We start from the raw sequence: 25,544 nt of genomic DNA, 5'->3' as shown, positions 1-25,544 counted from the left end.
TCACACAGGGAGACGATGTCATGTCCGCCTACAAGATTGCACTGAACTTCGAGGACGGGGTGACCCGCTTCATCGACTGCAAGGCCGGCGAGAAGGTGCTCGACGCCGCATTCCGCGCGAAGATCAACCTGCCGATGGACTGCTCCGACGGCGTGTGCGGCACCTGCAAGTGCCGCGCGGAAAGCGGCCGCTACGACCTCGGCGACGACTACATCGACGACGCGCTCACCGAGGACGAGAAGGACGGCGGCCTCGTGCTGACGTGCCAGATGGTGCCGCAAGGCGATTGCGTGATCGCGGTGCCGACGTCGTCGGTCGCGTGCAAGACCGGCCACAGCGCGTTTGCCGCGACCGTGACGAAGGTCGAGCAGCACAACGATGCGGCGATCGTGCTCGAGCTCGACGTCGACGCGGCCGCACCGGCGTTCCTGCCGGGCCAGTACGTGAACATCGGCGTGCCGGGGAGCGGCCAGCACCGGTCGTACTCGTTCTCGTCCGCACCGGGCGACGCGAAGGTCGGCTTCCTGATCAAGAAGATCCCGGGCGGCGTGATGAGCACGTGGCTCGAGACGGCCGCGCCAGGCGACACGCTGGAGCTGAACGGGCCGCTCGGCAGCTTCTACCTGCGCGACGTGGCGCGGCCGCTGCTGTTCCTCGCGGGCGGCACCGGCCTCGCGCCGTTCCTGTCGATGCTCGAGGTGCTCGCGCGCGGCGGCTCGCAGCAGAAGGTGCACCTGATCTACGGCGTGACGCGCGATCTCGACCTCGTGCTGGTCGACGCGATCGAGGCGTATGCGGCGAAGCTGCCGAACTTCAGTTACGCGACCGTCGTCGCCGATGCGGCGTCGAGCCACGCGCGCAAGGGCTGGGTCACGCAGCACATTCCGGCCGATGCGCTGAACGACGGCGACGTGGACGTCTATCTGTGCGGCCCGCCGCCGATGGTCGACGCGGTGCGCCAGTACTTCGACGACGCAGGCGTGAAGCCCAACAGCTTCCACTACGAGAAGTTCACGCCGAACGTGACGGCGAAGGCGGCATGACCATGCAACGATTCTCCGGAAAGGTCGTCGTCGTCACCGGCGCGGCGCAGGGCATCGGCCGCGGCGTCGCGCTGCGTGCGGCCGCCGAGGGCGGCAGGGTGCTGTTCGTCGATCGCGCGGACTTCGTGGCCGAGGTGGCTGCCGGAGCGCCGGGCGGCAACACGGCCGGCTTCGTCGCCGATCTCGAGACCTACGACGGCGCGCACGCGGCGATGGCGTGCGCGGTCGCGACGTTCGGCCGGATCGACGTGCTGATCAACGGCGTCGGCGGCGCGATCCGGATGCGGCCGTTCGCCGAGTTCGAGCCCGCGCAGATCGACGCGGAAATCCGCCGCTCGCTGATGCCGACGCTCTATAGCTGCCACGCGGTGCTGCCGCATCTGCTGGCCGGGGGCGGCGGCACGATCGTCAACGTGTCGTCGAACGCGACGCGCGGGATTCGCCGCGTGCCGTACTCGGCCGCGAAGGGCGGCGTCAATGCGCTGACGGCGGCGCTCGCGATGGAATACGCGGAGCACAACATCCGCGTGGTCGCGACCGCGCCGGGCGGCACCACGGCGCCGCCGCGCCGCGTGCCGCGCAACGCGGCCGGCGACAACGAGCAGGAACAGGCGTGGATGGCCGAGGCGGTGAAGCAGGTGACCGACTCGACGTTCTTCAAGCGCTACGGCAGCCTCGACGAACAGATCGCGCCGATCCTGTTCCTCGCGTCCGACGACGCGAGCTACATCACCGGCACGGTGCTGCCGGTCGCGGGCGGCGATACGGGTTGAGCGACGGCGGCTTGCCGAACCCTGTGCCTCGGGCGTGCACGTGGCGCAGCCGTGCGTGCACGCGATTCGACAATCACACAACCGGCCGGCGCCGCGAGCCCGGCCACGGAGACACTCATGCACAAACGCGAAGCGATCATTCCGGCCGGCATGGAAGCCGTGTACGAAAAAATCGGCTATGCGCCGGCGATCAAGGTTGGCGATACCGTGTACGTGTCCGGCCAGATCGGCCGTGACGCGGCGATGCAACTGGTGGAAGACCGCGAGGCGCAGATCGTGCAGGCGTTCGAGAACCTGAAGCGCGTGCTGGAGGCGGGCGGTGCGTCGCTCGACGACGTGGTCGACCTGACCACGTTCCATACCGACATGCGCGACCTGCCGCTGTTCATGCAGGTGCGCGACCGCTACCTCGGCGCGCATCCGAAGCCGGCGTGGACGGCGGTCGGCGCGCACATGCTGGGCGGCTCGCCTGGCTATATCGTCGAGATCAAGGCGGTGGCGGTGCTGCAACGGTGATCGCCCTGCATCGCGCGAGCGATGCGCGCGGGGAGCGGCGGCGGCTACCGCGGGACGCCCGGGCGTTCCATTGGGCGCGCCGAGTTCGGCGAGCGAATAGGCGAGGATGTTGTTGAACGCCTTGACGACGCGACGGCCCGGTCGTTCCGATACCCATGCGCTTTCGGGCATGTCGCCGTCGATTTCGGGGGGCAAAGTCATTTCGCCGACCCGACGCGTCACGCGAGCCGGAATTTTTTCCGCAGGCTCGAATCGACCGGGCCGGCCGGCATGAAGCGCCGCAACTTGCGCAACAGCGACGCCTCGCCGGTCGGCGTCCGTCGCATCCGCCATGCGCCGAGCGCTGCGTCGACGAGGGTGGCGGCCACGCCATCGGGGGCCGGCGCGGTTTTCACGCTGTCGACGACGGCGCGCGACGCAAGCATTCGCTCGCGGTCGTAATCGGCGATCGGCGCGCTTGCCTGCGGCGCATTGACGTCCAGGTTGGTCCGCGTAAACGACGGTTCGACCAGCGTCGCGCGAATGCCGAACTGGCGCAGCTCGTGATCCAGCGATTCGGTCAAACCCTCCACCGCATGTTTGGATGCCGAATAGAGTCCCATATAGGGCGCCGGCAGGAGGCCGAGCACCGAGCTGACATTGACGATCCGTCCGCGCCGTTGTGCCCGCATGTGCGGAAGCACCGCATGGGTCGTACGCAGGATGCTGAATACGTTGGTGTCGAACAACGCCGCGGCTTCCGTCACGGAGGTTTCCTCCACCGCGCCGATCAGGCTCGTGCCCGCATTGTTCACGAGCACGTCGATACGCGCGGCGCGATCGATGATCGTTCGAATACCTGATTGAACGGACGCGTCGTCACGAACGTCCATCTCGATCAGCTCGACGCCGGCGACGGGCGCCGTTCGCGCGATACTGCGCACGGTGCCGAATACGCGGCACCCGCGCCTGGCAAACTGCTCTGCGGCGGCGCGCCCGATGCCCGACGACACGCCGGTCACGACGACAACGGTGGAATTCGACATGGCTGTTTCCTTCGATACGGTGAATGGGGGTGTCAATCGCGCGCGTCCAGCGCGGGCTGAAGTGCAGGCTCCGCACGCGAGGCCGGTTCATGCCGGCCGTGGCGCGAACCGGCGGAATGGCCGGGCCGGATCCTGTACCAGATCGCGTACATCGCCGGCAGGAACACCAGCGTGAGGATCGTCCCGGCGAACGTGCCGCCGATCAGCGTGTACGCGAGCGTTCCCCAGAACACCGAATGCGTGAGCGGAATGAACGCGAGCACGGCCGCCATGGCGGTGAGGATCACCGGGCGCGCCCGCTGCACGGTCGCTTCGACCACCGCATGGAACGGATCCAGCCCCGCCTGTTCGTTCTGATGGATCTGTCCGATCAGGATCAGCGTGTTGCGCATCAGGATGCCCGACAGCGCGATGAGGCCGACCAGCGCATTGATGCCGAACGGCTGGCGGAACAGGATCAGCGTCGGCACGACGCCGATCAGCCCGAGCGGGCTCGTCATGAACACCATCACCATCGCGGAGATCGAGCGCACCTGGAAGATGATGATGACGAGCGTGATCGCCAGCATGATCGGGAACAGCGGCAGCATCGCCGTCGTCGCCTTGCCCGATTCCTCGATGGAGCCGGCCTGCTCGATCCGATAGCCGCTCGGCAGCTTGTCGACGATCGGCTGAAGCTGCTTCGTGATGGCGGCCGATACGTCAGGCGGCTGCAAGCCGTCGGCGATGTCGCCGCGCACCGTGATCGTCGGCACGCGATCGCGCCAGCGCATGATCGGCTCCTCCATCCGCACGTCGACCTTGCCGACCTGCGACAGCGGAATGCGCTGCCCGTTCGCGCCGGCCAGCGTGAAGTCGTCGAGCCGCGCCGGGTCGAGCCGCGCATCGCCGCCCGAACGTGCGATCACCTGCACGGTCCGGATATCCTCGCGCACCGCGGTGACGGGCACCCCGGTAAGCAGGAACTGCAGTTGCTGCGCGACCGCGCTGGACGTCAACCCGACTGCCTGCAAGCGGTCCTGTTGCAACGTGAAGTGCAGCGTCGGCGCGCGCGTGCCCCAGTCGGCATTGACCGTGCGCATCATCGGGCTGCCGGTCATCACGCGCTCGACGTCGGCCGCGATGCCGCGCAGCTTGTCCGGATCGGGGCCCGTGACCCGATACGCGACCGGAAACGGCGAATACGGACCGAACACGAGCTGCGTCACGCGCACGCGCGCTTCGGGCGCGAGGCCGTCGGCGATGGCCCGCCGCAGGCGCGCCTTCAACGCGTCGCGCTCGTCCTGGCTGTCGGTGCGCACGACGATCTTCGCGAACGACGGATCGGGCAGCTCCGGCCCCATCGCCAGATAAAAGCGCGGCGCGCCCTGGCCGACATACGCGGTGACGATCCGGGCTTCCTTCTGTCCGGCGAGCCACGCTTCGACCTTCGACGTGGCGGCGCCGGTTTGCGAGATCGACGTGCCGTACGGCATCTGCACCTCGATCAGCACCTCGGGCCGATCGGAGATAGGGAAAAACTGCTTCTTGACGATCGCCATCCCGAGCATCGCGAGCACGAACAGGCCGACGACCGACCCGGCGACGAGCCATTTGCGGGCGACCACGCGCGTCAGCAGTCGGCGGAAGCGGTTGTAGCGGGGCGTATCGTAGATCGCGTCGTGACCGCCTTCGACCTTCTTGAAGTCGGGCAGCATCTTCACGCCGAGGTACGGCGTGAACACCACCGCCACGACCCATGATGCGATCAGCGCGATCCCGACGATCCAGAACATGTTGCTGGTGTATTCGCCCGCGGTGGAGCGCGCGAAGCCGTTCGGCATGAAGCCGACCGCGGTCACCAGCGTGCCGGCCAGCATCGGCGCGGCCGTATGGCTCCACGCATAGGCTGACGCGGCCACGCGGTCGTAGCCTTCCTCCATCTTCACGACCATCATCTCGATCGCGATGATCGCGTCGTCGACCAGCAGGCCGAGCGCGAGGATCAGCGAGCCGAGCGTGATGCGGTCGAAGTTCTTGCCGGTCGCGGCCATCACGACGAATACCACGGCGAGCGTCAGCGGCACGGCTGCGGCGACGACGAGGCCCACGCGCCAGCCCATGCTGACGAAGCTCACCAGCATCACGACGAGCAGCGCGGCGAAGAACTTGACCATGAATTCGTCGACGGCCGAGCTGATGTTCACGGACTGGTCGGTCACCTTGGTCAGGCTCATGCCGAGCGGCAGCCCGGTATTGATCGCGCCGACTTCGTGGTCCAGCGCGCGGCCGAGGTCGAGCCCGTTCCAGCCGTCGCGCATGACGACGCCGAGCAGCAGCGCGGGTTCGCCGTTGTTGCGGATCATGAACGTCGACGGGTCTTCGTAACCGCGCTCGACGGTGGCAATGTCGGACAGTTTCAGCGTGCGGCCCTGCGCGACGATCGGCGTGTCGCGAATCTTCTGCAGCTTGTCGAACGCGCCGTCCACGCGAATGAAGATCTCCGGCCCGCGCGTCTCCACGGAGCCGGCCGGTGTCAGCGCGTTCTGTCCGTTGAGCGCCGCGAACACGTCCTGCGGGCTCACGCCGAGCGTCGCGAGCCGGTCGTGCGACAACTGCACGTAAATGCGCTCCGCCTGCTCGCCGATGATGTCGACCTTCTTCACGCCCGGCACGTGCAGCAGCCGCTGACGCAGCATCTCCGCATCGCGCACCAGCAGACGCTGCGGTTCGCCCTTGGCCTTCAGCGCGAACAGCGCGAACGTGACGTCCGCGTATTCGTCGTTGACCATCGGACCGATCACGCCGGCCGGAAGATCGTTCGCCACGTCGCCGATCTTCTTGCGCGCCTGATAGAACTGCTCCTGCACCTCGGACGGCGGCGTGCTGTCGAGTAACGTCAGCGTCGTGAACGCCAGGCCGGGGCGCGTATAGGTTTCGGTCCGGTCGTACCAGCGCAGTTCCTGCATGCGCTTTTCGATCTTTTCGGCAACCTGGTCGTGCATTTCCTGCGCGGTGGCGCCTGGCCATGCGGTGACGATGGTCATCACCTTGACGGTGAACGCGGGGTCCTCCGCGCGGCCCAGCTTGAAGAACGACACGAGCCCGGCGAGCGAAATCAGGCAGATCAGGAACAGCGTGATCGCGCGCTCGCGCACCGCGAGCGCCGACAGGTTGAATCGGCGCTCGCTCACGGCCGTGCTCCTTCGCTTGCGACCGCGACGGCCGGCGGGGACACGCGGACCGGTTCGCCTTCGCGCAGCAATTGGGCGCCGAGCGCGACGACCTGGTCGCCTTGCTTCAGGGCGCCGGATACGCGGGCGCTGTCGTCGTCCAGATGCTCGAGCCTGACCGGCCGCCACGCCACCCTGGCCGGATTGCCGGCGACGACCCAGACGCCGGGCCCTTTGCCTGCGTCCAGCAGCGCGCCGATCGGCACCTGCAGGCCGGTTGGCGGCGCCGCGCGCGCGTCGTCCGCGATCCGGATCGTGACGGTTGCGCCCAACGGTGCGCCGGCCAATGCACCTTGCAGCACATAGCGTGCCTCGAACGTACGCGTTCTGGCATCCGCGGTATCGGAGAGCTGGCGCAGCGTCGCGGGAACGCCCGCGTCCTGCTTGCCGAACAGCTCGGCCTGCGCAATCGACCCGAGCGCCGGGCGCACGGTTTCGGGCAGTTGGATCACGGCCTCCCGGCTGCCGGCGTGCGCGAGCCGCACCACCGGCTGGCCCGCGCTGACGACCTGGCCGGGTTCCGCGAGCGTTTCCATCACGACGCCGTCGCCGTCCGCGACGAGTTCCGCATAGCCGGTCGCATTGCGCGCGACGCCGGCGTCGGCCTCGGCGGCGCTCAACTGCGCTTGCGCGGCATCGGCCGCCGCCTTGATCTGGTCATAGGCCGATGCCGAAATCGCGCCGGTGCCGCGCAGGTCGCGGTAGCGGGCTTCGTCCTCGGCGGTCTGCCGCGCGCGTGCCCGTGCGGCGGCCACGGCTTCGTCGCGTGCGCGGGCCGCGAGCTTCAGGTCGACGGGATCGATCCGCATCAGCGGCTGGCCGCGCCGGACGGTTTGTCCGGCGTCGACGAGCCGCTCCAGCACCTTGCCGGACACCCGGAACCCGAGGTCGCTCTGCACACGTGCGGCGACGGTTCCGGTGAACGAGCGGGACGCGGGAACGGCCGCCTGCACGATGGCGGTCCGCACGAGCGGCGCCTCCGTGCGCGGATCGGAAGGTGCTTTTCCGCTGCAGGCGGCTAGCGCGAGGGGCAGTGCGGAAGCGACTGCGAGGAGAGCGAGGCGACGCCGGACCATGAAAGACCCACTGACGAAGTGATCGGGGCTTTCATTGTGTATCTAGTGACTAAAATAGTCAATGGTCACAAGCGACGTCGATTCAGGGGGCGAGACTGCGCAGGACGAGGCTCGACAGTTGCGTGGGCGCCGCGTCGGTCGTGTCGAGGTTGTACTGCAGCAGCAGCGGATTCAGATAGGGGCGCATCACCAGGTAGATCGCCGTCACGGTTTCGTCCAGCGGCGTCTTGCGCTCGAACTCGCCGCTTTGCCGGCCTTGCTGCAGCACGTCCTGCAGCAGCTTCTGCACGCGTGCTTCATAGGCCTGCACCGCCTGCCAGTTGCCGGTGGCGGCCGACGCGGCGATGTCGTACAGCTTGCGGTCGCGGAAGAACAGCCGCAGGCTCGCTTCGGTAAAGACCTTGAACATCTGCCGCAGCTTTTCTGTCGGCAGCTCGGCTTCCGCGACGGCGGCGCGCACGTCGGTTTCGATCTCGTGCAGACAGTTCGCGCAGATCATCTCGCCGATCGCCTGCTTCGACTCAAAGAACTTGTAGATATAGGCCTTCGAGAAACCGATGGCCTTCGCGAGGTCGGACACGGTCGTCTTTTCATAGCCGTACCGGCTGAAGTGCTCGGTCGCGGCCGCCACGATCTGGTCCCGCACGTCGTGGTCGGCCGGGCCGCGCGCGGGGGCAGGGGAAGGGGGGTTTTTTTTCATGGGCTGCGGGTGACGGGAATGGACAACGAGTGACTATTTGGTATTATAGTCACCATCTGGTCCTTGCTAAAACCGTCATGCTACCCAAACCCATCGTTGCCGCGGTGCTTGCCGCGATCCTGTCGGCGGGATGCGCCGTCGGTCCCGACTACGTGCGGCCGGACGTGGCCATGCCGCAACGGTTCCAGGGCCAGAGCGCCGTGGATCAGCGCCGCGCGGCGGCCGAAGCCGAGCTCGCGACGTGGTGGACGGGCTTCGGCGATCCGCAACTGACACGGTTCGTCACGCTCGCGCTCGCGCAGAACCTCGATCACGCGCAGGCCGCCGCACGCGTCACGCAAGCGCGTGCAGGGCTCGGTGCGGCAAATGCAGCGCTGCTGCCCTCGGGCAATGTGAGCGGGCAGGCAGCACGGGTCTACCAGTCGGTCGAAACGCCGTTGGGACGCGTGCTGAATTCGACGCCCGGTTTCGACCGCCACGGCAACGACTATGAGGGCGACTTCAACGCGAGCTGGGAACTGGACGTATTCGGAGGATTGCGGCGCGGCCGCGAAGCGGCACTCGCCGATTATCAGGCATCTGAAGCGGCGGCAGTCGCGACGCGGCTTGCCGTCGCCGCGCAAACCGCGGACACGTACATCACGATCCGCGGGCTGCAGGGCCGCCTGAAGGTCGCGCGGCATCAGGTGCAGACCGAGCGGGACCTGTTGTCGACCATCAATCTGCTGTATGGAAAGGGGCTCGCGGCGGAGCTTCAGGTCAGGCAGGCCGAAGGCGCGCTTGCCCAGGTTCGCGCAACGGTGCCGGTGCTCGAAGCGGCGCTGGACGCGGCGATGAATGCGCTCGACGTGATGCTCGGTTCGCAACCCGGCACGCATCGCGCGGAATTGCTCGACGGCGGCGACCTTCCGGTTGCCCCGCGGATCGCGGCGACGGGCACGCCAGGCGAACTGCTCAGGCGGCGGCCCGACCTGATCGTCGCCGAGCGGCGCCTTGCGGCGTCGAACGCGCGCATCGGCGTGGCCATTGCCGAGTATTACCCGAAGTTCTCGCTGAGCGGATTGATCGGCAGCGCGACGACGATGGGCGCGGGCAACCTGTTTGCCGGCGGCGCGAACCAGGCTGCCGGCGTACTCGGCCTGCGCTGGCGCCTGTTCGACTTCGGCCGGATCAATGCGCAGATCGCGCAGGCCAAGGGACGGGATGCCGAAATGCTCGCCGCGTATCGGCTCGCGGCGCTGCACGCGACCGAGGACGTCGAAAACGCGTTCTCGGCGCTCGTCAAGCGCGACGAGCAGGCTGCCGTTCTCACCGGCGGCGTGGATTCGCTTGGCCGCGCGAGGGCCGCGTCGTTTGCGGCGTACCAGAAAGGCGTCGTCAGCCTGATCGAAGTGTTGCAGGCCGACGAAAGCCTGCTGCGCGCGTCGGACGAGCGCGTGCAGGCGCAAACCGAATCCGCGCGCGCGGCGGTCGCCGCGTTCAAGGCCCTCGGGGGCGGATGGCAGGCGCCGGAAGCCGAAGCCGTTGCGAGCCGGTAGCGGGATCTTCGGAATGTGGCTGGCTCGGCCGGACATGCGCCAATGACCATCATTGCCAGCCTGAACGGGTGCGTTGCGGTATGCCGCCCACACGAATGACGCGCGCGCAAAGCCGCGCACGGACGCGGCAGCGCCTGCTCGATGCGGCGGCGTCGAGCATCGCGAGAAAAGGATTGGCCGCGACCAGCGTCGAGGATATCGTCGCGCACGCGGGCTACACGCGCGGTGCGTTTTATTCGAATTTCAGCAGCAAGTGCGAGCTCTTTGTCGAATGGCTTCGAATCGATCACCAGCGGATACAGCAGAGCCTTCGTGCGCTTCTGGACGTCGAGACGGTGGTCGCCGACCTGTCCGTGCAGCTCGCCATCGTCCGCGTGCGATGCCATCGCGACCGCGACAGCGACATCCTCTGGGCCGAAGCACGGCTGCACGCGATGCGCGATACGCCGTTCCGGCAGCACCTGGACGCACTATGCGCCGAACGGCGCGCGCTGACGGCACGCCTCATCGAGCGGTGGTGCGAACGCGCGAACACGAACTCGCCCATGCGTTGCGCCGACTACGCACGCGCGGTCATCGCGCTCGTCGACGGCCTGTGCGCGTTGAACATGACGATGCCCGATGCGTTGCCGGACCCGATGGCCGAAGCGATGTCGGGCCACTTCTTCACGGGCCTGTCGTTCCGCCGTCCGGCATGATGGACCCAATGGTGCGACCCGCACGTCGGCGTGCCACACGATGTCGACGAAGTGCCGGTAGAGTCCGCCGACCGTCAGCGCGACGCGCCGCTCGCGGCAGAAGAAGCCGGCGGCCGTCCAGCCGGCGAGCAGCGCGAGGATGGCGAGGCCGGCCACCACGTGCGCGAAGTGGAAGCCGGTGATCGTGAGGTACAGACTGCCGTACAGGTGCGCGGTCGGGCCGTACGGATGGTCGCGCCACTCGTGCAGCTGAACGAGCGCGAACGCGACGCCGAGCACCAGCGCGACGGCGAGCGCGGCCACCGCGCGCTCGGCGAACCACACGAACACGCTGCTCGACAGCAGCACGACGGATTCGACGGGATGACCACCGCCGTTCGCGGCGGAGCAATTTCCGTGCGTGCGCGGCGCGGGCGTTGCGTACGCAACGTCCGGCGTGTTACAGCCTGCTTGTAAATTTGGCGACCGTTCACGGTGCGCGCCCGGATCGGATGGTCGGCCCGGCCTGCGGCACGCCGCTTGCTACGCCGATTGATGGCCAGCATGAAAAAACGGGAGGGATCAACCGTGAAGACCGTCGCGATTACCGGCGTCGGCCGCGCGACCGCTCACGCGTTCGCGCGACACGGCGCGAACGTCGCGCTGATTGCACGCGATCCGCGGGCGCTGCACGACACCGCATGCGAAGTGCGCCGCACCGGTGCCGAAGCCGGGCTCGGCGCATCGCGCGCGATGGCGTGCGGCGCGGTGTTCGCCATGCGCGTGGCTGCTTTTGCCGCCGCGCGCAAGCCCGATCGGTGAGCGCGATGCGGATCGAGGACTACGCGCTGATCGGCGACGGCCGCAGTGCCGCGCTCGTCGCGCTCGACGGCAGCATCGACTGGCTGTGCTGGCCGGACTTCGATTCGCCGCCATGCTTCGCCGCACTCGTCGGCACGCCCGGCAACGGCCGCTTCCGCATCGCGCCGCGCGAGCCGGGCGCCCGAGCGACGCGCCGTTACCTGCCTGCCACCGCGGTGCTCGAAACGACGTTCGAGACGTCATCGGGTTGCGCCGTCATGATCGACTGGATGAGCTGGGCGGCGCCCGACCCGTGCCTGATCCGCAGCGTGCGCGGCGAGCGCGGCACGGTCGAGTTCGACGTCGATCTCGGCGTGCGTTTCGACTACGGCAACGCGCTGCCGTGGTGCCGCCGTTTCGGCCGGCGCTGGCGGATGCTGACGGGCGGCGACGCGATGTGGCTCGATGCCGACACGCGCCTCGACGTGCGGGACGACCGGCTCGTCGGCACGCAGCGCATCGCGGCGGGCGAGCAAGCGGACTTCTGCATCAGCTACGCGCGCTCGTACGACCGGCCGCCGTGCGTGCCGGATGCCTACGCGTCGCTGCGCGACACGCAGGCGTTCTGGCACGTCTGGTCGAAGTGCAACGCGGCGCAGGGCCCGTATCGCGACGCGATCGAGCGTGCGCTGATCACGGTGAAGCTGCTGTCGAGCGTGCGCACCGGCGGCATCGTCGCGGCGCCGACCAGCTCGCTGCCCGAGCACTTCGGCGGCGCGCGCAACTGGGATTACCGGTTCTGCTGGCTGCGCGACGCGAGCTTCACGCTGCGCGCGCTGGTGCGCTGCGGCTACCGCGAGGAGGCCGCGCGCTGGCGCGACTGGCTGGTGCGCGCGATCGCCGATCATCCGGCGCAATTGCAGGTGCTGTACGCCGCCGACGGCGGCCGGCGCGCGGACGAATGGGAAGCCGCCCACCTGGCCGGCTACGAAGGCGCGCAGCCGGTGCGCTTCGGCAACGCGGCGGCCGAACAGCTGCAGCTCGACGTGTACGGCGAGGTGCTGGCGGCGCTGTATCAGGCCCGCCGGCACGGGCTGCCGCCCGACGACGACGCCTGGATGCTGGAACGGCGGCTGCTCGAGCATCTCGCGACGATCTGGCGCGAGCCGGACGAAGGGATCTGGGAAGTGCGCAGCGGCCGGCACCAGTTCACGTCGTCGAAGGTGATGGTGTGGGCGGCCGTCGAAAGCGCGTGCCGTTCCGCGCGCGCGTTCGGCCATCATGCGCCGCTCGACGAATGGCGGCGCTGGGCCGATACCGTGCATGCGGACGTGCTCTCGCGCGGCTATCACGAGAAACTCGGCCGCTTCGTCGACCGCTACGACGGCGACGGGCTCGACGTGAGCCTGCTGCTGATTCCGCTGACGGGGATGCTCGATGCGGCTGACCCGCGCGTCGCCGCGACGGTGGCGGCCATCGAGCGCGAGCTGGTCGAGGACGGCTTGCCGTTCCGTTATCACCCGCCGCGTTTCCGCGATGGTTGCGAGGGCAACGAAGGTGCGTTCGTCGCGGCCGGGTTCTGGCTCGCGCAGGTGTACCGGATGCAGGGGCGCGACGACGATGCGCATGCGCTGTTCAAGCGGCTGCTGGGTCTGCGCAACGATGTCGGGCTGCTGGCCGAGGAATACGACGTGAAGGCGCGACGCATGTGCGGGAATTTCCCGTTCACGCTCGCACAGGTCGGGTTGGTCAACGCCGCGCTGGCGCTGCAGGGCGACGAACGCGAGGACGTCGATATCGGCTGACGCACTGCGCCGCAACGCACCGGCCGGTGGCGGGCCGCCGTCGGGTTTCGTTGCGGCGGGCCGCGTCCGCGCGGATGGCGCAGGCATGACCGAAGATCGGCACGCCGTTTCGGCTTCCCGGACCTCGACGGAACCGCTTAATTGCAACTAACGGTCATTCGCGCTACCGCCCGCAACACGGATGCGCGCGTGCCGCGGTGATGGGAGCCGCCTCGACACACATGGATGAACCTGCTTGCAGGGGGGCGGCCGGCTCCTGCAACGAGGCCGTCAGCGCGAATGCGCCGATGGCCGGGACGTTCGTCGGCGCGGTCGACGCGCTGGCACGCAAAGCGGTGTGCAGAACCTCACAGTGCGCGTGATGGCGCTGTGGCGCATTCCGCCGGAGCAGTTCGGCAACGCCGTGTTCGCGGCGCGTGCCGGCTGCTGCACGACGACGCGCCGCGGGATGCGCTGACGCCGCAGCTCGAAGGGGAGTTGTGCCGCGAGCCGGCGATGCCGCGGCGCCGGCTCGCGGCATCGAGGTTACCGGCACGCGCGCGAAAACAGCAGCGAATCGGTGTCGTTGAAGCGGATCCGCACCGGATCGGCATACCCGGCCTTCTGCGCGACACGGATCGACGCGACGTTGGTCGGCGCGATCAGGCACACGCTGCGTTCGAACCGGTTCTGCGCATCGAGCCAGCCGAGCGCGTACGACAGCGCTTCGGTCGCGTAGCCCATCCCGTGCGCCCAGCTCGCGAGCGCCCAGCCGGCTTCCGGCACGCCGCGAATCGACGGCTCGACCGCTCGGTGAAAGTCGGCGAAGCCGAGATCGCCGACGTAGCGGCCCGATGCCTTCTCGCGAATCGCCCAGTAGCCGTAGCCGAGCAGTGGCCACAGCCCGCGATACGCGAGCAGCCGCATCCACGAGTCGCGCGGCGCCGACGGCTTGCCGTTGAAGATGTGCGCGACGACGGCCGGCTCTGCCCACATCGCGGCGAGCGCGTCGAAGTCGCCGAGCGGATGGCCTTCGAGGGTCAGGCGTGGGGTGTCGAGCACCGGCGGGGACGTGACGGGCGGCAGGGCGCTGGAGGTCATCGGGCGTTCCACGGGGAAAGGAAGGCGAAGGCGGCGCCGTGCACCGCACGCGGGACCCGTACGATACCGCGGAAACCGCGGCGCGGCCGCACATCCCCGCCTGCATCGGGGATTGCGATCGCATCGCCCGGACGGCCGTCCGCGGATTGCTTCATGGAGGACGTCGACAGGCCCGCATGCTTCCCGTGAAGCGGCATCGCGCCCGCGCCGGCCGATCCTACTTCCGGCTCTTCAGGAAGTTGCGCCCGTGTGCCGTGATCGACGCGCCGGAGCGGCCGTTCGCGGCATGGCTGACGAAGCCCGCGCCGACGAGTTCCTGTTCGATCGACCAGCCGAGCGCCGGCGCATCGCGGCCGTAGCGCACATCGGCGAGGCGCTCGAGCGCCCAGATCGCGGAGGCCGACAGGTTGGGGGAGTTGGACATGACGTTGTCGTTCATCGCTTCCTCGGAGAGTGGTGATTCAGGGTGAACGGCACGAGGCCGTGGGAGCGGGCGGCGCTGTGTCAGCCCGCCTGCAGCAAGGGCAGCAGCGCCTGGAGCGCGGCCTCTTCGTCGGGGCCGGTGGCGAGCACCTGCGCGGACGTGCCGCCATGCATCTGCAGCGCCGCGATGGCGATCGCGTCCTTCGCGCTGCCGCTGAGCCCGTTGGCGAGCAGCAGGATGTCGCTTTCGAAGCGGTGTGCCGCCGTGACGATCGCATCGCGGGACGCGATCGCACGGCTGCGGTTCCATGCGGGGCCGATTTCTACGTAGACGACGGTTGCCACGATGCGGATCAGCCTCGGGGAAAGTCGCCGGAACGGCGTGCAATGGGCGGCCGGCAGCACGCCGGGACCGCGCGGAACGCGGCTTCCCGACCGGGCGCCGGGCCTTGCGCGCTCAACGCCGGTACATCATTCATCTCGAACATGTCGACATCCTCAGCGAAACCGCCATCAAGTCCGGCGAATGATCGAAAGTTGATGATTATAATACGGCAACCGGTTTATGTGTATTGCATTATAATGTCGTGTGTGCGTCGCACCGTCTGGTCGATCTGTCGACGAGGCGGTGCGACGCGCGGTCCGGGCCACGTGCTTGCGTGCCCGGCATTTTTTTCGATTGACCCGAACTCCCACCGAATGGAAGCTGCAATGAACGCCGCCCCCGCCTGCCCGCAATGCGCGATGGAAAACACCTACCCGGACGGCACGCTTTACGTGTGCGCGGACTGTGGCCATGAATGGTCGGCCGGCGCCGGCGCCGAAGCGGGCGACGAACCGGCGGGCGACGTCGTCAAGGACGCGAACGGCAACGTGCTGACGGACGGCGATTCGGTCGTGCTGATCAAGGACTTGCGCGTGAAGGGTTCGTCGATCACGCTGAAGATGGGCACCAAGGTCAAGAGCATCCGCCTCGTCGGCGGCGATCACGAAGTCGATTGCAAGACCGACATGGGCGGCTTCATGCTGAAGGCCTGCTATCTGAAGAAGGTATGACCGCGCGCGGTACGAACGACGCTCCGGTCAACCGGGCCTGCCGAGCATGAGCGAGGATCGAACGTCCTATGACGCATTCCTGCGGTTCCTGGCGATGCCGTTGAACGACGGCCGTCCGTTCGTGCTCGAGACGAAGCACGCGGTGTCGCTGCATTTCGACCACTTCGGCACGCAGAGCTTCATGTCGCTGAAGGATCCGGTCAGGCTCGAACTCGGCTATACGCGCGTGATGATGGGTTTCCTGCTGCTGCAGCCCGTGCCCGCGCGCATCTGCATGATCGGGCTCGGCGGCGGATCGATGGCGAAGTACTGCTATCGGCATCTGCCCGACACGGCGATCGACGCAGTCGAGATCAACCCGGACGTGATCGCGCTGCGCGACGTGTTCAGGATTCCGCAAGACGACGCGCGCTTCGCGGTGGTCTGCGCGGACGGCGCCGACTACGTGGCAAGGCCGGAGGTCCGGGCGGACGTGATCCTGCACGACGCGTTCGTCGCCGACGGCATGCCGGGCAGTTGCACGGGTGCGGCCTTTCTCGACGCGTGCCGTGCGCGGCTGAGCGAAACGGGTGTGCTCGCGATCAACTTCATGGACGACGATCCGGCGTTGCCGCGGCATCTCGAGCAACTGCACGCGGTGTTCGACGATTCGTATGCGCTGGTGCCATGCGGTGACGACAACAACTTCATCGCGTTCGCGTGGAAGAACGGCAACCCGTTGCCGTCGCTGCGCATCCTGCTCGAGCGCGCGCTGGGGTTCGGCTCGGCCGGCGAGCTCAAGCTGTCGTCCACCGCCCGGCGCATGAAGGCAGGGGAGTGCATCGATCCCGCGCGGCTCGTCTGGCGCGCGCGTGAACATGCACGATGGGAAATCTGCGCCTGACGGCGCCGGGGGCCGCGCTTACTTCATCCGCTTGCCGAGCGCGCTCTTGGTCTTGTACGTGACGCCGTGTTTGTCGAGATACTCGCGGATCAACTGACGCACGACTTGCGACGGCGTGAGATCCTGCTCCGCGCAGAGCAGGTCGAACGCTTCTTTCTTGGCGGGATCGATCAGGACGGTCAGGCGGGCGGTTTTCGTTTCCATCGTGAGGCAGGGGTGGTCGATATGTTAATCAAATTATAATCCATCCGCTGTCGGCACCCTGTCCGAATGTGCCATGGCGCCATGGCGGTGCGCGCGCGGGCCACCCGTCCAAGGCGCCGGGTTGCTCGAATCATCTGCAAACGTGGTAACGACATTATCATGATCTGTTGGTCGTATTGGGCCTTAAGTACAATGTCGGCCGGCACTGCCGGCCCCGGCTTGCCCGGGCGGCTCCGTCGTCCGCGCGACCGGTTGTCCGGCCGCTTCCGGTTCCACACGGCCCGCGTGCGCCGCCACTTCGCCGCGACTTCGATATCCGCCTCATGACCCCGATCAAGTTCGTTCTCCGCTATACGGCGATTCCCTTCGCAGCCATCGTGGCCGTCGTGATCTGGGCGGTCGTGCCGTCGTCGAAAGAGATCGACGCGCGGCAATATGCGGCGCTGTCGCGCGGATACGCGAGTTTCCCGCTACCGTTTCGACACGAGATATCGGAAGCGATGGAGCAGGGCCGGATCAGCGACCGCCGTTACCAGACGCTCGTGCGCGATTCGCTGGGGAATGGCGTGGCGCTGGACTGGCCGGCGTCGGGCGTCGCCGACGTCGCCGCCGAGCGGCAAAGACTGACCCAACTGCTGAAGGCCGATGCCGGCCTAGAGGAACATCAACAATGAAGATTGCGCTGGTTTCGGCGGCTTTCGTGATGATTATCGGAAGCCTGGTTTTCGCGCTGTATTTCATGAATCACGACCGCGGCGGGAGCAAGCGAATGGCGTGGTCGCTGGCGGCGCGCGTCGGCTTGTCGATCACGCTGTTTCTGTCGCTGCTGATCGCGTACCGGCTCGGGTGGATCGAACCGACGGGGCTGCCGATCGGGCGGTGATGCGCGGCATGTGCGCGGACGTCAACCGGCGCGGCCCGGCGGCAGCGACCTGGATGTTCGATGCGATGCGGGAGAACCGGCTGATCAAGCCGGGCGACCCAATCGCACCGGCCTTGCCGATCTTCACGCCGTAGCGACGGGTCATCTGCACAAGGTGGCCGGTTCGGTCATTGTCGCGACATCGCGCATTTGTGGCGGCGAACCGTCAACCCACGGCCAAATGCACGACGAACAGCAGCAGCGCAATGAATACGCCAAGCGCAACGAGTGCGGCAATGACCACGGCGAACGGGTTGAGCTGCGTTGCATCCGCCTCGAGATTGGCGCGCTTGTTGATTCCGAGAAACGCCAGGAAGACCGCGCGGAACGCGCGAACGATCTGGTCTTTACGATTTTCACTCATACAGTTTTCCTTCGCCTCGATAAGAATTGCAGGGGTCCGTGTTTGCTGCTCGGCGGCAACATCGCCGACGCCGGAGGCCGGCCAGCGAGCCGCATACGAGCGCCTGATACCTCCAGTTCCAGTCATCGATCCGGCCGTGGTTCATCGCGTCCGCGATCGGTCGTGAAACGGGAAGCGGTGTCATTGCGAATAACGTGGGCAGGGCAGCGATCGTCCGGATCGCCGGACCGATGCCAGCCGCGTCGCCGCCGGAGCAAGCGAGGTATCGCCGACGGAAGGATTGCCGCGGGCATCCGCTTCAATCTCCGCGTGATCGGCAAGCTGTCAAAATGCCCCGCAGCAAATCGACCGGCGGGGGCGGACATCCGGGGATGGTCACATCGACGGGCAGGATCGACGCAACGGGACCGCACACCGCATAGCTGTCGGCAAAGATACCGCCCGTGCACGCGCACTCGCCAGCTGCGACGACGAGTTTCGGCGCCGGCGTGGCGTCGTACGCGGCAAGCACGGCTGCCTTCATGTTCAGCGTGACGGGGCCGGTCACGAGCAGCAGGTCCGCATGGCGCGGGCTGGCGACGAATTTGATCCCGAGCCCTTCGATGTTGTAGTACGGGTTGTTCAGCGCGTGAATCTCCAGCTCGCAACCGTTGCACGAACCCGCGTCGATCTGCCGGATGCACAAGGCCCGGCCGAGGAGGTCGAGAATGTCCTGACGAATCTGCTGTGCCTCCTGTCGCCAGGCGGCTTCGGTGGTCGGCACGGGTTCGTCGGGAAATTCGGTGCGCGCGAATTGACGGATGAGTTGCCACATCAGAGATCGTGCCCCGCGTAGTTCAGGTTGAACGATTTATTGATCAGCGGGAAATCGGGAACGATGTTGCCGATGATCGCGTGCTCGAGCGCCGGCCAGTTCTGCCAGGACGGATCGTGACAATGGCAGCGGGCGATGGCATCGCCCGATGCTGTCTCGAGCGCGACGAACACGTCGCCGCGCCAGCCCTCCACCCAGCCGATTCCCCTGGATGGCGCCGCCGCGGGCGTGACGCCGGTGGCGATCGGCCCTTCCGGAAGATGCGCCAGCAGTTCACCGATCAGACGCAGCGATTCGTCGATTTCGGCAAACCGCACGGCGACCCGCGCGGCGACGTCGCCGCGCGCATCGCATGCCGCCTTGACGGCCAGGTCGCGGTAAGGGGCCGGCCGCAGGTTCGCGCGCACGTCGAATGCCTGGCCGCTGGCGCGGGCGGCCATGCCGCGCACGCCGAAATGCGCGACGACGTCGGCATTCAATCGGCCGGTGCCCAGAAACCGGTCCTGCAGCCCGGACTGGTCCTCGTAGATCTTCCGCATCACGTGCACGTCGCGTGCGATGCGTTCGCCCTGTTCGGTGAGGGCGGCCGCGTCCTCCGGCTCGATGTCGACGGCCAGTCCGCCCGGCACGATCCGATCCATCAGGTAGCGATGCCCGAAGATCCCGCCGTTGGTCCGTATCCAGTTCTCCTTGAGCCGCGAGAACTGCGCGAGACCGAACGCGAATCCGGCATCGTTGCCGAGCGCGCCGAGATCGCCGAGGTGATTGGCGATGCGCTCGCGCTCGAGCAGGAGCGCGCGCAGAGACAGCGCACGCGCCGGCACGGCCGTGCCGCATGCCTGCTCGAGCGCCATGCAATAGGCCCACGAGAACGCGACGGTCGAGTCGCCGGCGATCCGGCCCGCAACGCGATGGCCGTTCGATGCGGCCGTCCGTTCGAACAGCCGTTCGACGCCGCGATGCACATAGCCGAGCCGTTCCTCGAGCCGCAGCACCTTCTCGCCGACGACGGAGAACCGGAAATGGCCCGGTTCGATGATGCCGGCGTGAATCGGCCCGACCGCGATTTCGTGCACGCCGTCGCCGGCAACCTGCACGAACGGATAATCCGCTTCGCTCGATTCGAATCGCTCGATTCCGGTTGCCTGCTTCTGCAGCGGAAAGTAGTCGCCGGGCCAGTTGCCGTGATTGAGCCACGGACGCGTGTCGCGCGCATCGCGCTCGCGCAGGCCGGTCAGGTCGAAAATTGCGCGCTGCATGCGCGTTGCGGCGGGAAACACGCCCGCGAGATCGGGATAGTCGCCGTCGGCCCGCGGTTCCTGCCCTGTCGCGAGACGTACCCACAGCACGCCGTCGTCGCATTCGTACGCCGCGTTGACCGAGAAGACGCGCTCGGGCGTTTCGCCGCCCCACATCGCAACGAGCCGGCTTCCCTCCCTCCGCGCGGCCTGCGCGATGTCGAGCCATCGCGGTTCGTCGGCGTCAACCACGGCAGCCGGAACCTGGCCTGCCTCGTGCCGGAGGCGAGTCGAGCCGTCCGGCTGAATCAAGTCGAGTCGCATCGTTTATCCTGCCAGCATCGTTGCAGCCTGGCGGTACCACATCGCCAGATAAGGCGGCACGTACAGGCCCAGCATCAGGCCGAGTCCGAGATGCACGAACACCGGCAGCAGCGCCGGCCGGTGTTCGAGCGGCGTCGCCGTCGTCGTTTCGCCGAACACCATCCGCTGCACGCGCGCGAAGATCGCCGCGAACGCGACGGCGAGCCCGAGCAGCAGCAGCGGCGCGGTCCACGGGAGCGTGTTCATGGCCGTCGTCAGGATCAGGAATTCGCTTGCGAACACGCCGAACGGCGGCAGGCCGAGAATCGCAAGCGTGCCGAGCATCATTGCCCAGCCGACCGCCGGGCTGACTTGCAGCAGCCCGCGAATGCCGTCGATCGCCTGCGTGCCGGCCTTCTGCGCAGCATGGCCGACCGCGAAGAAGATCGCCGACTTGACGAGGGAATGGACCGTCATGTGCAGCAGCCCGGCGAAGGTCGCGATCGGGCCGCCGAGCCCGAACGCGAACGTCATCAGGCCCATATGCTCGATCGACGAGTACGAGAACAGGCGCTTCACGTCCTTCTGCCGGAACAGCGAGAACGACGCGATCAGGACCGACACGAGCCCGAAGCCGACCAGCAACCGCCCCGGCAGGCCATTGCCGAGCGCGCCGTCGGCCAGCACCTTGCAGCGCAGCACCGCATACAGCGCGACGTTCAGCAGCAGGCCGGACAGCACCGCCGAAATCGGCGTCGGACCTTCGGCATGCGCGTCCGGCAGCCAGTTATGCATCGGCACGAGGCCGACCTTGGTACCGTAGCCGACCAGCAGGAACACGAAGGCGATCGACACGATCGTCGGGTCGAGGTGCGTCCTGACCGCGGCCAGGCTTGTCCACAGCAGCGCGTCGCCGTCGGTCAGTTGCCGGCTCGCGGCAAGATACAGCAGGATCGTGCCGAACAGCGCCTGGGCGATGCCGACCCCGCACAGGATGAAGTACTTCCATGCGGCTTCGAGGCTCGCGGCGGTACGGTAGACGCTGACGAGCAGCACGGTGGCGAGCGTGGCGGCTTCCATCGCAACCCACAGCACGCCGACGTTGTCGGTCAGCAGCGCGAGCAGCATCGCGAACATGAAGAGCTGATACATGCTGTGATAGAGCCGCATCCGCGCGGCCGTCATCCGGCCGCGGGCCTCCTCGATCTGCATGTAGGGCCGGGAAAACAGCGACGTCGTCCAGCCGACGAACGCCGTGAGCGCAACGAGATAGACATTGAGCGGATCGACGAAAAACGCGCGTCCGAATGCGAACGACGGGCCGTGCTCGACGGTGCGCGCGGCCAGCACCAACGTTGCCGAGAACGTCAGGAAGCTGAAGCCGATGTTCAGATGGCGCGCGACCCGGCTCGGCCGCACGCAGGCAAGGCAGGCGGCTCCCGCGAGCGGCAGGCCGAGCACGGCGAGCACGACGTCGGCGTCATTCATCTTTGAGTTTCTCGAGGTGATGGATGTCCAGGCTGTCGAACTGCTCGCGAATCTGGAACATGAAGACGCCGAGGATCAGGATGCCGATCAGCACGTCGAGCCCGATGCCGAGCTCGACGATCATCGGCATGCCGTTGGTCGCGGCCGCCGCCGCGAAGAACAGGCCGTTCTCCATCGACAGAAAGCCGATCACCTGCGGAATGGCCTTGGCGCGCGTGATCATCGCCATGAACGACAGCAGCACGCACGCGAGCGCGATGCCGAGCGTGCCGCGTGCGACCGAGGTCGCGAGCTGGCTGATCGGCGCGGCGACGTTGAACGCAACGATCACGAGGACGATGCCGATCAGCAGCGTGGTCGGAATATTGATGAGCGGCTCGACGTCGGTCTTGACGTCGAGCCTGCGAACGAGCCGGTACAGGAACCACGGGATCACGCCGACCTTCAGCACGAGCGTCAGCCCGGCGGACACATACAGGTGCACGTCGTCCGTGACGAAGCCGAGGATCAGGTTCGCCGACACGAGCGCGACGCCCTGCAGCGTATAGAGATGGATCAGGGACAGGATCCGGCGCTGGCTCAGCATCGCGAACGACAGCATCAGCAGCACGGCCGCGAGGAAATTGATCAGTTGTGTCGCGTAGCCGTGCATTCATGCCCCCAGCAGCAGGTGGACGAGCATGCCGATCACGGCCAGCAGGAAGGCGGTCGCCAGGAATTCCGGCACCCTGAAGATGCGCATCTTCGCGTTGGCCGTTTCGACCACGGCGAGCGCGATGCCGCCTGCCGTCAGCTTGATGAAGAGCACCGGCACGGCCAGCAGCAGCGCAACCGGATCGCCCGCATTCGCGATGCCCCAGGGCACGAACAACGCGAGACCGATGCACGAATACGCGAACAGCTTGAGGCTTGCCGCCCACTCCATCAGGGCAAGGTGCCGTCCCGAATATTCGAGGATCAGCGCCTCGTGGATCATCGTGAGCTCGAGGTGAGTGGTCGGATTGTCGACGGGCAGCCGCGCATTTTCGGCCAGCGCGACCAGTGTGAACGCGATGCCGGCGAACGCCAGGCTCGGATAGATCGTGAGCTCGCCGCGGCCGAGCGTCGCGACGATGCTCGTCAGCAGCGTCGACTGCGTAATCAGCGAGGCCGACAGCAGCACCATCAGCAGCGCCGGCTCCGCGAGAAAGCCGATCAGCATTTCGCGGCGGGCGCCGAGCGTGCCGAACGCCGTGCCGACGTCCATAGCCGCGAGCGACAGCGCGACGCGCGCGAGCGCAAACAGGCCGACGAGCGCGATCGCATCGGCGGCGGGCGACAGCGGCAACTCGGTCGACAGCGTCGGTACGATCGCGCATGCGAGCGTCATGGCGGCCCAGACGACATAGGGGGCGCCGCGGAACACGGGGCTCGCGCCGTGCGCGATCACCGATTCCTTGTTGAACAGCTTGTGGAGCATCCGGTACGGCTGCCAGATGGACGGCGCACGCCGGTTCTGAAGCCAGGCGCGGCATTGGTTGACCCAGCCCGTGAGCAATGGCGCGGCCGCGATCGCGATCACGATTTCGAGGGTCTGCGAAATGACGCCGGACGCGGTTACCATCGTCTCACCAACATCAGAAGCAGGATCAGCACGACGAAACTGTAGGTCAGGTAAACCGCGATCTTGCCCGTCTGCAGGCGGCCTGCCCAGTCGGCGACACGTTGCGTCAATGCCGCGATGCGCGCGTAGAGGGCGCTCCACGTGCGATCGGTGACCGACACCCGGTAGGCCGGCTGTGCGTCGAACGGTGACGGCAATTGCCGCTCGATGCGTAGCAGCGGTGCGAAGATCTCGCGGATCGGCTGCCCGAATCCTTCCGCCGTATCCTGCATTCGCGCGGTCGTGAACGGGAAGCCGCAGCTCCACGGAGCCGCGCGGCGGAGCCGGCCGTGATAAAAACGCCGCACCAGCACCCACGCGAGCCCGCAGCATGCGATGAAGAACAGCATGAACGCCGCGGGCATGTAGCTGGCACGAGCGGCCGACACGGGCGCGAGCAGCAGCCAGCCATGATTGTCCGCGCCGACGCCGGCGCCGACCAGCGCGTGCGTGACGCGATCCAGCAGCCTGACGAACTGCGCGGGCATCAGCCCGAGCAGTACGCTGGCCGCCGCGAACCAGCAGAACGCGAGTCGTTCCCACGCGTTCGCGTCGCGGGCGCGATTCAGCTTCGCTTCTCTCGGTTGCCCAAGGAACACGATGCCGAAGAACTTGACCATCGTGTAGCCGGCCAGCGCGGCCGACATGGCGATCAGCGCGGCGGCGATCGGCACCGTCATGGCGAGCACCGAATCCGGCAACCGTGGCGCGAACAGAAAACCCTGCAGCAGCAGCCACTCGGCCACGAAACCGCTCAGCGGCGGCAAGCCCGCGCTTGCCGCGACGCCCGCGAGTACCGCCCACGCGGTCCACGGCATGAAGCGAATCAGTCCGCCGAGCCTGCCGAGGTTGCGCTCGCCGGTGGCGTGGAGCACGGCGCCCGTGCCCAGGAACAGCAAGCTCTTGAATGCCGCATGCGCGACGATCTGGTAGAGCATCGCGGTCAGCGCGAGCGCGGACAGGCTCGTCATTCCGTACGCGCGAAACAGCACCGCGAGACCGAGCGCGACGATCATCAGGCCGACGTTGTCGATCGACGAATAGGCGAGCAGGCGCTTCATGTCGACCTGGATGGTGCTGAACACCACGCCGAGCAGCGCGGTGCCGACGCCCAGCATGAGCAGCAGCACGCCCCACCACGCGACCTGCACGTGCAGCAGGTCGAACAGGACGCGCAGCAGGCCGTACAGGCCGACTTTCAGCACGAATCCGCTGAGGAGCGCCGAGACCGGCGACGGCGCCGCGGGATGGGCCTCCGGCAGCCACACATGCAGCGGGAAGATCCCGGCCTTCGCGCCGAACCCGACGAGCGCGAACAGGAAGGCGAACGACGCGGGGAATGTATCCAGCGACTGCGCGCGCAGGTTGGCGAAGGTGTAGTCGCCGGTGCGCGCCTGCAGAATGCCGAAGCAGAGCAGCAGCGCGAGCGCGCCGACGTGCGAGATCAGGAAATACAGATAACCCGCCCGGCGGATCTCGCCGATCCGGTGGTTGGTCATGACGAGAAACGTCGCGGACAGCGTCAGCGTCTCCCAGGCGACCATGAACACGTATGCGTCGTCCGCGATCAACACCAGCGCGATGCTTGCGAGGCAGACGTGGTACTCGAAGCAGATCAGCCCGGGCGCCGATCCCTCACCCTTGCGGAAATAGCCGGCTGAAAAGGCGCCGATCCCCGCGCTGACGAGGCCGAGCACGAACAGGAAATAGCCGGACAAGCGGTCGGCACGCAGATGAAAGGGCAGGCCGGGAAGCCCGATCGGCAGCACCGCGGTAGACGGTTCGGCCAGGACGCCGGCGAGGCCCGCCGCGCCGACGAGCAGTCCGACCAATGCGCCGAGCGGGAAAAGGCCGTGGGCCACCAGACGCGTACGACTCAACGCCCCGAGCCCCAGCGTGCCGACCGCGAGCCACGCGGCCACGGCCAGCAGGACGAAATGGACGACCGGCACGGGTGCCAT

At 67.4% G+C, this 25,544-nt stretch carries 25 protein-coding genes and 2 pseudogenes; 11 read left to right on the top strand and 16 right to left on the bottom strand.

Annotated features, from left to right (window positions below; translation table 11 throughout):
* The first annotated feature begins 20 nt into the window (after positions 1 to 20).
* From benC to DIE21_RS10910, 3 genes are all read left to right on the top strand, one after another.
* Positions 21 to 1,043, top strand: a complete 1,023-nt coding sequence (gene benC / locus DIE21_RS10920) for a benzoate 1,2-dioxygenase electron transfer component BenC (RefSeq protein WP_124497707.1) — start codon at positions 21 to 23, stop codon at positions 1,041 to 1,043.
* The gene (gene benD, locus DIE21_RS10915) at positions 1,040 to 1,816 is read left to right on the top strand and encodes a benzoate diol dehydrogenase BenD (RefSeq protein WP_124497706.1); all 777 of its coding nucleotides are present in this window, start codon (positions 1,040 to 1,042) and stop codon (positions 1,814 to 1,816) included. The genes benC and benD overlap by 4 nt, the downstream gene beginning before the upstream one ends.
* A gap of 117 nt (positions 1,817 to 1,933) precedes the next feature.
* The gene (locus DIE21_RS10910; protein WP_124497705.1) at positions 1,934 to 2,332 is read left to right on the top strand and encodes a RidA family protein; all 399 of its coding nucleotides are present in this window, start codon (positions 1,934 to 1,936) and stop codon (positions 2,330 to 2,332) included.
* Positions 2,333 to 2,550: 218 nt separating this feature from the next.
* Here DIE21_RS10910 and DIE21_RS10900 read toward each other — a convergent pair whose 3' ends face one another.
* The 4 genes from DIE21_RS10900 to DIE21_RS10885 all read right to left on the bottom strand — a co-directional run bounded on the left by DIE21_RS10900 (position 2,551) and on the right by DIE21_RS10885 (position 8,345).
* Positions 2,551 to 3,357, bottom strand: a complete 807-nt coding sequence (locus tag DIE21_RS10900; protein WP_124497704.1) for an oxidoreductase — start codon at positions 3,355 to 3,357, stop codon at positions 2,551 to 2,553.
* 32 nt (positions 3,358 to 3,389) lie between these two features.
* Entirely contained in the window at positions 3,390 to 6,530 is a 3,141-nt protein-coding gene (locus tag DIE21_RS10895) for an efflux RND transporter permease subunit (RefSeq protein ID WP_124497703.1), read from the bottom strand.
* A complete protein-coding gene (locus tag DIE21_RS10890) occupies positions 6,527 to 7,645 on the bottom strand; it encodes an efflux RND transporter periplasmic adaptor subunit (protein ID WP_124497702.1) in 1,119 nt (372 codons plus the stop codon). Before DIE21_RS10890 ends, DIE21_RS10895 begins: the two co-directional genes overlap by 4 nt.
* Before the next feature lie 82 nt (positions 7,646 to 7,727).
* Positions 7,728 to 8,345, bottom strand: a complete 618-nt coding sequence (locus tag DIE21_RS10885; protein WP_124497701.1) for a TetR/AcrR family transcriptional regulator — start codon at positions 8,343 to 8,345, stop codon at positions 7,728 to 7,730.
* A gap of 77 nt (positions 8,346 to 8,422) precedes the next feature.
* Between DIE21_RS10885 and DIE21_RS10880 the strand changes: the two genes are divergently transcribed.
* Both DIE21_RS10880 and DIE21_RS10875 read left to right on the top strand, forming a co-directional pair.
* Positions 8,423 to 9,883, top strand: coding sequence for an efflux transporter outer membrane subunit (locus DIE21_RS10880; RefSeq protein WP_124497700.1), 1,461 nt, complete (start codon positions 8,423 to 8,425; stop codon positions 9,881 to 9,883).
* Positions 9,884 to 9,963: 80 nt separating this feature from the next.
* Positions 9,964 to 10,581 (top strand): TetR/AcrR family transcriptional regulator, encoded by a 618-nt coding sequence (locus DIE21_RS10875; RefSeq protein ID WP_260432413.1) that lies wholly within the window; start codon positions 9,964 to 9,966, stop codon positions 10,579 to 10,581.
* Between the two features lie 33 nt (positions 10,582 to 10,614).
* Here the strand turns inward: DIE21_RS10875 and DIE21_RS10870 are convergent.
* Positions 10,615 to 10,941, bottom strand: a pseudogene (locus DIE21_RS10870) (cytochrome c oxidase subunit 3); the annotation flags it as partial.
* A gap of 207 nt (positions 10,942 to 11,148) precedes the next feature.
* Between DIE21_RS10870 and DIE21_RS37175 the strand changes: the two are divergent.
* Positions 11,149 to 11,292: pseudogene (locus DIE21_RS37175) on the top strand (short-chain dehydrogenase); the annotation flags it as partial.
* Positions 11,293 to 11,387: 95 nt separating this feature from the next.
* On the top strand, positions 11,388 to 13,166 hold the full coding sequence (locus tag DIE21_RS10860; protein ID WP_124497699.1) for a glycoside hydrolase family 15 protein: 1,779 nt from the start codon (positions 11,388 to 11,390) through the stop codon (positions 13,164 to 13,166).
* Positions 13,167 to 13,691: 525 nt separating this feature from the next.
* Here the strand turns inward: DIE21_RS10860 and DIE21_RS10850 are convergent.
* The 3 genes from DIE21_RS10850 to DIE21_RS10840 all read right to left on the bottom strand — a co-directional run bounded on the left by DIE21_RS10850 (position 13,692) and on the right by DIE21_RS10840 (position 15,014).
* Positions 13,692 to 14,246 (bottom strand): GNAT family N-acetyltransferase, encoded by a 555-nt coding sequence (locus tag DIE21_RS10850; protein ID WP_124497698.1) that lies wholly within the window; start codon positions 14,244 to 14,246, stop codon positions 13,692 to 13,694.
* 217 nt (positions 14,247 to 14,463) lie between these two features.
* Positions 14,464 to 14,685, bottom strand: a complete 222-nt coding sequence (locus tag DIE21_RS10845) for a hypothetical protein (protein WP_124497697.1) — start codon at positions 14,683 to 14,685, stop codon at positions 14,464 to 14,466.
* Between the two features lie 65 nt (positions 14,686 to 14,750).
* Complete coding sequence (locus tag DIE21_RS10840) at positions 14,751 to 15,014, bottom strand: HPr family phosphocarrier protein (RefSeq protein ID WP_124497696.1); 264 nt, start codon at positions 15,012 to 15,014, stop codon at positions 14,751 to 14,753.
* A 366-nt stretch (positions 15,015 to 15,380) separates the two neighbouring features.
* On the opposite strand from DIE21_RS10840, the gene DIE21_RS10835 reads away from it, so the two are divergent.
* Together DIE21_RS10835 and DIE21_RS10830 are read left to right on the top strand one after the other, a co-directional pair.
* Positions 15,381 to 15,725, top strand: a complete 345-nt coding sequence (locus DIE21_RS10835; protein ID WP_124497695.1) for a zinc ribbon domain-containing protein YjdM — start codon at positions 15,381 to 15,383, stop codon at positions 15,723 to 15,725.
* A 46-nt stretch (positions 15,726 to 15,771) separates the two neighbouring features.
* Positions 15,772 to 16,608, top strand: a complete 837-nt coding sequence (locus DIE21_RS10830) for a spermidine synthase (RefSeq protein WP_124497694.1) — start codon at positions 15,772 to 15,774, stop codon at positions 16,606 to 16,608.
* An 18-nt stretch (positions 16,609 to 16,626) separates the two neighbouring features.
* Here DIE21_RS10830 and DIE21_RS10825 read toward each other — a convergent pair whose 3' ends face one another.
* Positions 16,627 to 16,812 carry a ribbon-helix-helix protein, CopG family gene (locus DIE21_RS10825; protein WP_124497693.1) on the bottom strand — a complete coding sequence of 62 codons (186 nt, stop codon included), beginning with the start codon at positions 16,810 to 16,812 and terminating at the stop codon, positions 16,627 to 16,629.
* Positions 16,813 to 17,135: 323 nt separating this feature from the next.
* Here DIE21_RS10825 and DIE21_RS10820 point away from each other — a divergent pair, with 323 nt between their 5' ends.
* Both DIE21_RS10820 and DIE21_RS10815 read left to right on the top strand, forming a co-directional pair.
* Positions 17,136 to 17,486 carry a hypothetical protein gene (locus tag DIE21_RS10820; protein WP_124497692.1) on the top strand — a complete coding sequence of 117 codons (351 nt, stop codon included), beginning with the start codon at positions 17,136 to 17,138 and terminating at the stop codon, positions 17,484 to 17,486.
* The gene (locus DIE21_RS10815; RefSeq protein ID WP_044843449.1) at positions 17,483 to 17,695 is read left to right on the top strand and encodes a DUF2909 domain-containing protein; all 213 of its coding nucleotides are present in this window, start codon (positions 17,483 to 17,485) and stop codon (positions 17,693 to 17,695) included. Before DIE21_RS10820 ends, DIE21_RS10815 begins: the two co-directional genes overlap by 4 nt.
* Before the next feature lie 205 nt (positions 17,696 to 17,900).
* Here the strand turns inward: DIE21_RS10815 and DIE21_RS10810 are convergent, their stop codons facing one another.
* The 7 genes from DIE21_RS10810 to hyfB form a co-directional block, all read right to left on the bottom strand.
* Positions 17,901 to 18,098 (bottom strand): DUF2970 domain-containing protein, encoded by a 198-nt coding sequence (locus tag DIE21_RS10810; protein ID WP_124497691.1) that lies wholly within the window; start codon positions 18,096 to 18,098, stop codon positions 17,901 to 17,903.
* A 298-nt stretch (positions 18,099 to 18,396) separates the two neighbouring features.
* Positions 18,397 to 18,912: an NADH-quinone oxidoreductase subunit B family protein gene (locus tag DIE21_RS10805; RefSeq protein WP_124497690.1), complete on the bottom strand. Its 516-nt coding sequence runs from the start codon at positions 18,910 to 18,912 to the stop codon at positions 18,397 to 18,399.
* Complete coding sequence (locus tag DIE21_RS10800; RefSeq protein ID WP_124497689.1) at positions 18,912 to 20,474, bottom strand: NADH-quinone oxidoreductase subunit C; 1,563 nt, start codon at positions 20,472 to 20,474, stop codon at positions 18,912 to 18,914. The genes DIE21_RS10805 and DIE21_RS10800 overlap by 1 nt, the downstream gene beginning before the upstream one ends.
* Before the next feature lie 3 nt (positions 20,475 to 20,477).
* A complete protein-coding gene (locus DIE21_RS10795; protein ID WP_124497688.1) occupies positions 20,478 to 21,941 on the bottom strand; it encodes a hydrogenase 4 subunit F in 1,464 nt (487 codons plus the stop codon).
* A complete protein-coding gene (locus DIE21_RS10790) occupies positions 21,934 to 22,593 on the bottom strand; it encodes a formate hydrogenlyase (protein ID WP_124497687.1) in 660 nt (219 codons plus the stop codon). Before DIE21_RS10790 ends, DIE21_RS10795 begins: the two co-directional genes overlap by 8 nt.
* The gene (locus DIE21_RS10785) at positions 22,594 to 23,544 is read right to left on the bottom strand and encodes a respiratory chain complex I subunit 1 family protein (RefSeq protein WP_124497686.1); all 951 of its coding nucleotides are present in this window, start codon (positions 23,542 to 23,544) and stop codon (positions 22,594 to 22,596) included. It lies immediately after the preceding gene.
* Complete coding sequence (hyfB, locus tag DIE21_RS10780; RefSeq protein WP_124497685.1) at positions 23,538 to 25,544, bottom strand: hydrogenase 4 subunit B; 2,007 nt, start codon at positions 25,542 to 25,544, stop codon at positions 23,538 to 23,540. Before hyfB ends, DIE21_RS10785 begins: the two co-directional genes overlap by 7 nt.

It is taken from the genome of Burkholderia sp. Bp9140 (assembly GCF_003853425.1).
Classification (GTDB): domain Bacteria; phylum Pseudomonadota; class Gammaproteobacteria; order Burkholderiales; family Burkholderiaceae; genus Burkholderia.
This window is presented reverse-complemented; position numbering and strand designations above follow the sequence as displayed.

Excerpts from the sequence above, each read along its gene's own strand:
- benC (WP_124497707.1), top strand. The coding sequence starts at position 21 with ATGTCCGCCTACAAGATTGCACTGAACTTCGAGGACGGGGTGACCCGC.
- benD (WP_124497706.1), top strand. The coding sequence starts at position 1,040 with ATGACCATGCAACGATTCTCCGGAAAGGTCGTCGTCGTCACCGGCGCG.
- DIE21_RS10910 (WP_124497705.1), top strand. The coding sequence starts at position 1,934 with ATGCACAAACGCGAAGCGATCATTCCGGCCGGCATGGAAGCCGTGTAC.
- DIE21_RS10900 (WP_124497704.1), bottom strand. The coding sequence starts at position 3,357 with ATGTCGAATTCCACCGTTGTCGTCGTGACCGGCGTGTCGTCGGGCATC.
- DIE21_RS10890 (WP_124497702.1), bottom strand. The coding sequence starts at position 7,645 with ATGGTCCGGCGTCGCCTCGCTCTCCTCGCAGTCGCTTCCGCACTGCCC.
- DIE21_RS10885 (WP_124497701.1), bottom strand. The coding sequence starts at position 8,345 with ATGAAAAAAAACCCCCCTTCCCCTGCCCCCGCGCGCGGCCCGGCCGAC.
- DIE21_RS10880 (WP_124497700.1), top strand. The coding sequence starts at position 8,423 with ATGCTACCCAAACCCATCGTTGCCGCGGTGCTTGCCGCGATCCTGTCG.
- DIE21_RS10875 (WP_260432413.1), top strand. The coding sequence starts at position 9,964 with ATGCCGCCCACACGAATGACGCGCGCGCAAAGCCGCGCACGGACGCGG.
- DIE21_RS10860 (WP_124497699.1), top strand. The coding sequence starts at position 11,388 with ATGCGGATCGAGGACTACGCGCTGATCGGCGACGGCCGCAGTGCCGCG.
- DIE21_RS10850 (WP_124497698.1), bottom strand. The coding sequence starts at position 14,246 with ATGACCTCCAGCGCCCTGCCGCCCGTCACGTCCCCGCCGGTGCTCGAC.
- DIE21_RS10845 (WP_124497697.1), bottom strand. The coding sequence starts at position 14,685 with ATGAACGACAACGTCATGTCCAACTCCCCCAACCTGTCGGCCTCCGCG.
- DIE21_RS10835 (WP_124497695.1), top strand. The coding sequence starts at position 15,381 with ATGAACGCCGCCCCCGCCTGCCCGCAATGCGCGATGGAAAACACCTAC.
- DIE21_RS10830 (WP_124497694.1), top strand. The coding sequence starts at position 15,772 with ATGAGCGAGGATCGAACGTCCTATGACGCATTCCTGCGGTTCCTGGCG.
- DIE21_RS10825 (WP_124497693.1), bottom strand. The coding sequence starts at position 16,812 with ATGGAAACGAAAACCGCCCGCCTGACCGTCCTGATCGATCCCGCCAAG.
- DIE21_RS10820 (WP_124497692.1), top strand. The coding sequence starts at position 17,136 with ATGACCCCGATCAAGTTCGTTCTCCGCTATACGGCGATTCCCTTCGCA.
- DIE21_RS10815 (WP_044843449.1), top strand. The coding sequence starts at position 17,483 with ATGAAGATTGCGCTGGTTTCGGCGGCTTTCGTGATGATTATCGGAAGC.
- DIE21_RS10810 (WP_124497691.1), bottom strand. The coding sequence starts at position 18,098 with ATGAGTGAAAATCGTAAAGACCAGATCGTTCGCGCGTTCCGCGCGGTC.
- DIE21_RS10805 (WP_124497690.1), bottom strand. The coding sequence starts at position 18,912 with ATGTGGCAACTCATCCGTCAATTCGCGCGCACCGAATTTCCCGACGAA.
- DIE21_RS10800 (WP_124497689.1), bottom strand. The coding sequence starts at position 20,474 with ATGCGACTCGACTTGATTCAGCCGGACGGCTCGACTCGCCTCCGGCAC.
- DIE21_RS10795 (WP_124497688.1), bottom strand. The coding sequence starts at position 21,941 with ATGAATGACGCCGACGTCGTGCTCGCCGTGCTCGGCCTGCCGCTCGCG.
- DIE21_RS10790 (WP_124497687.1), bottom strand. The coding sequence starts at position 22,593 with ATGCACGGCTACGCGACACAACTGATCAATTTCCTCGCGGCCGTGCTG.
- DIE21_RS10785 (WP_124497686.1), bottom strand. The coding sequence starts at position 23,544 with ATGGTAACCGCGTCCGGCGTCATTTCGCAGACCCTCGAAATCGTGATC.
- hyfB (WP_124497685.1), bottom strand. The coding sequence starts at position 25,544 with ATGGCACCCGTGCCGGTCGTCCATTTCGTCCTGCTGGCCGTGGCCGCG.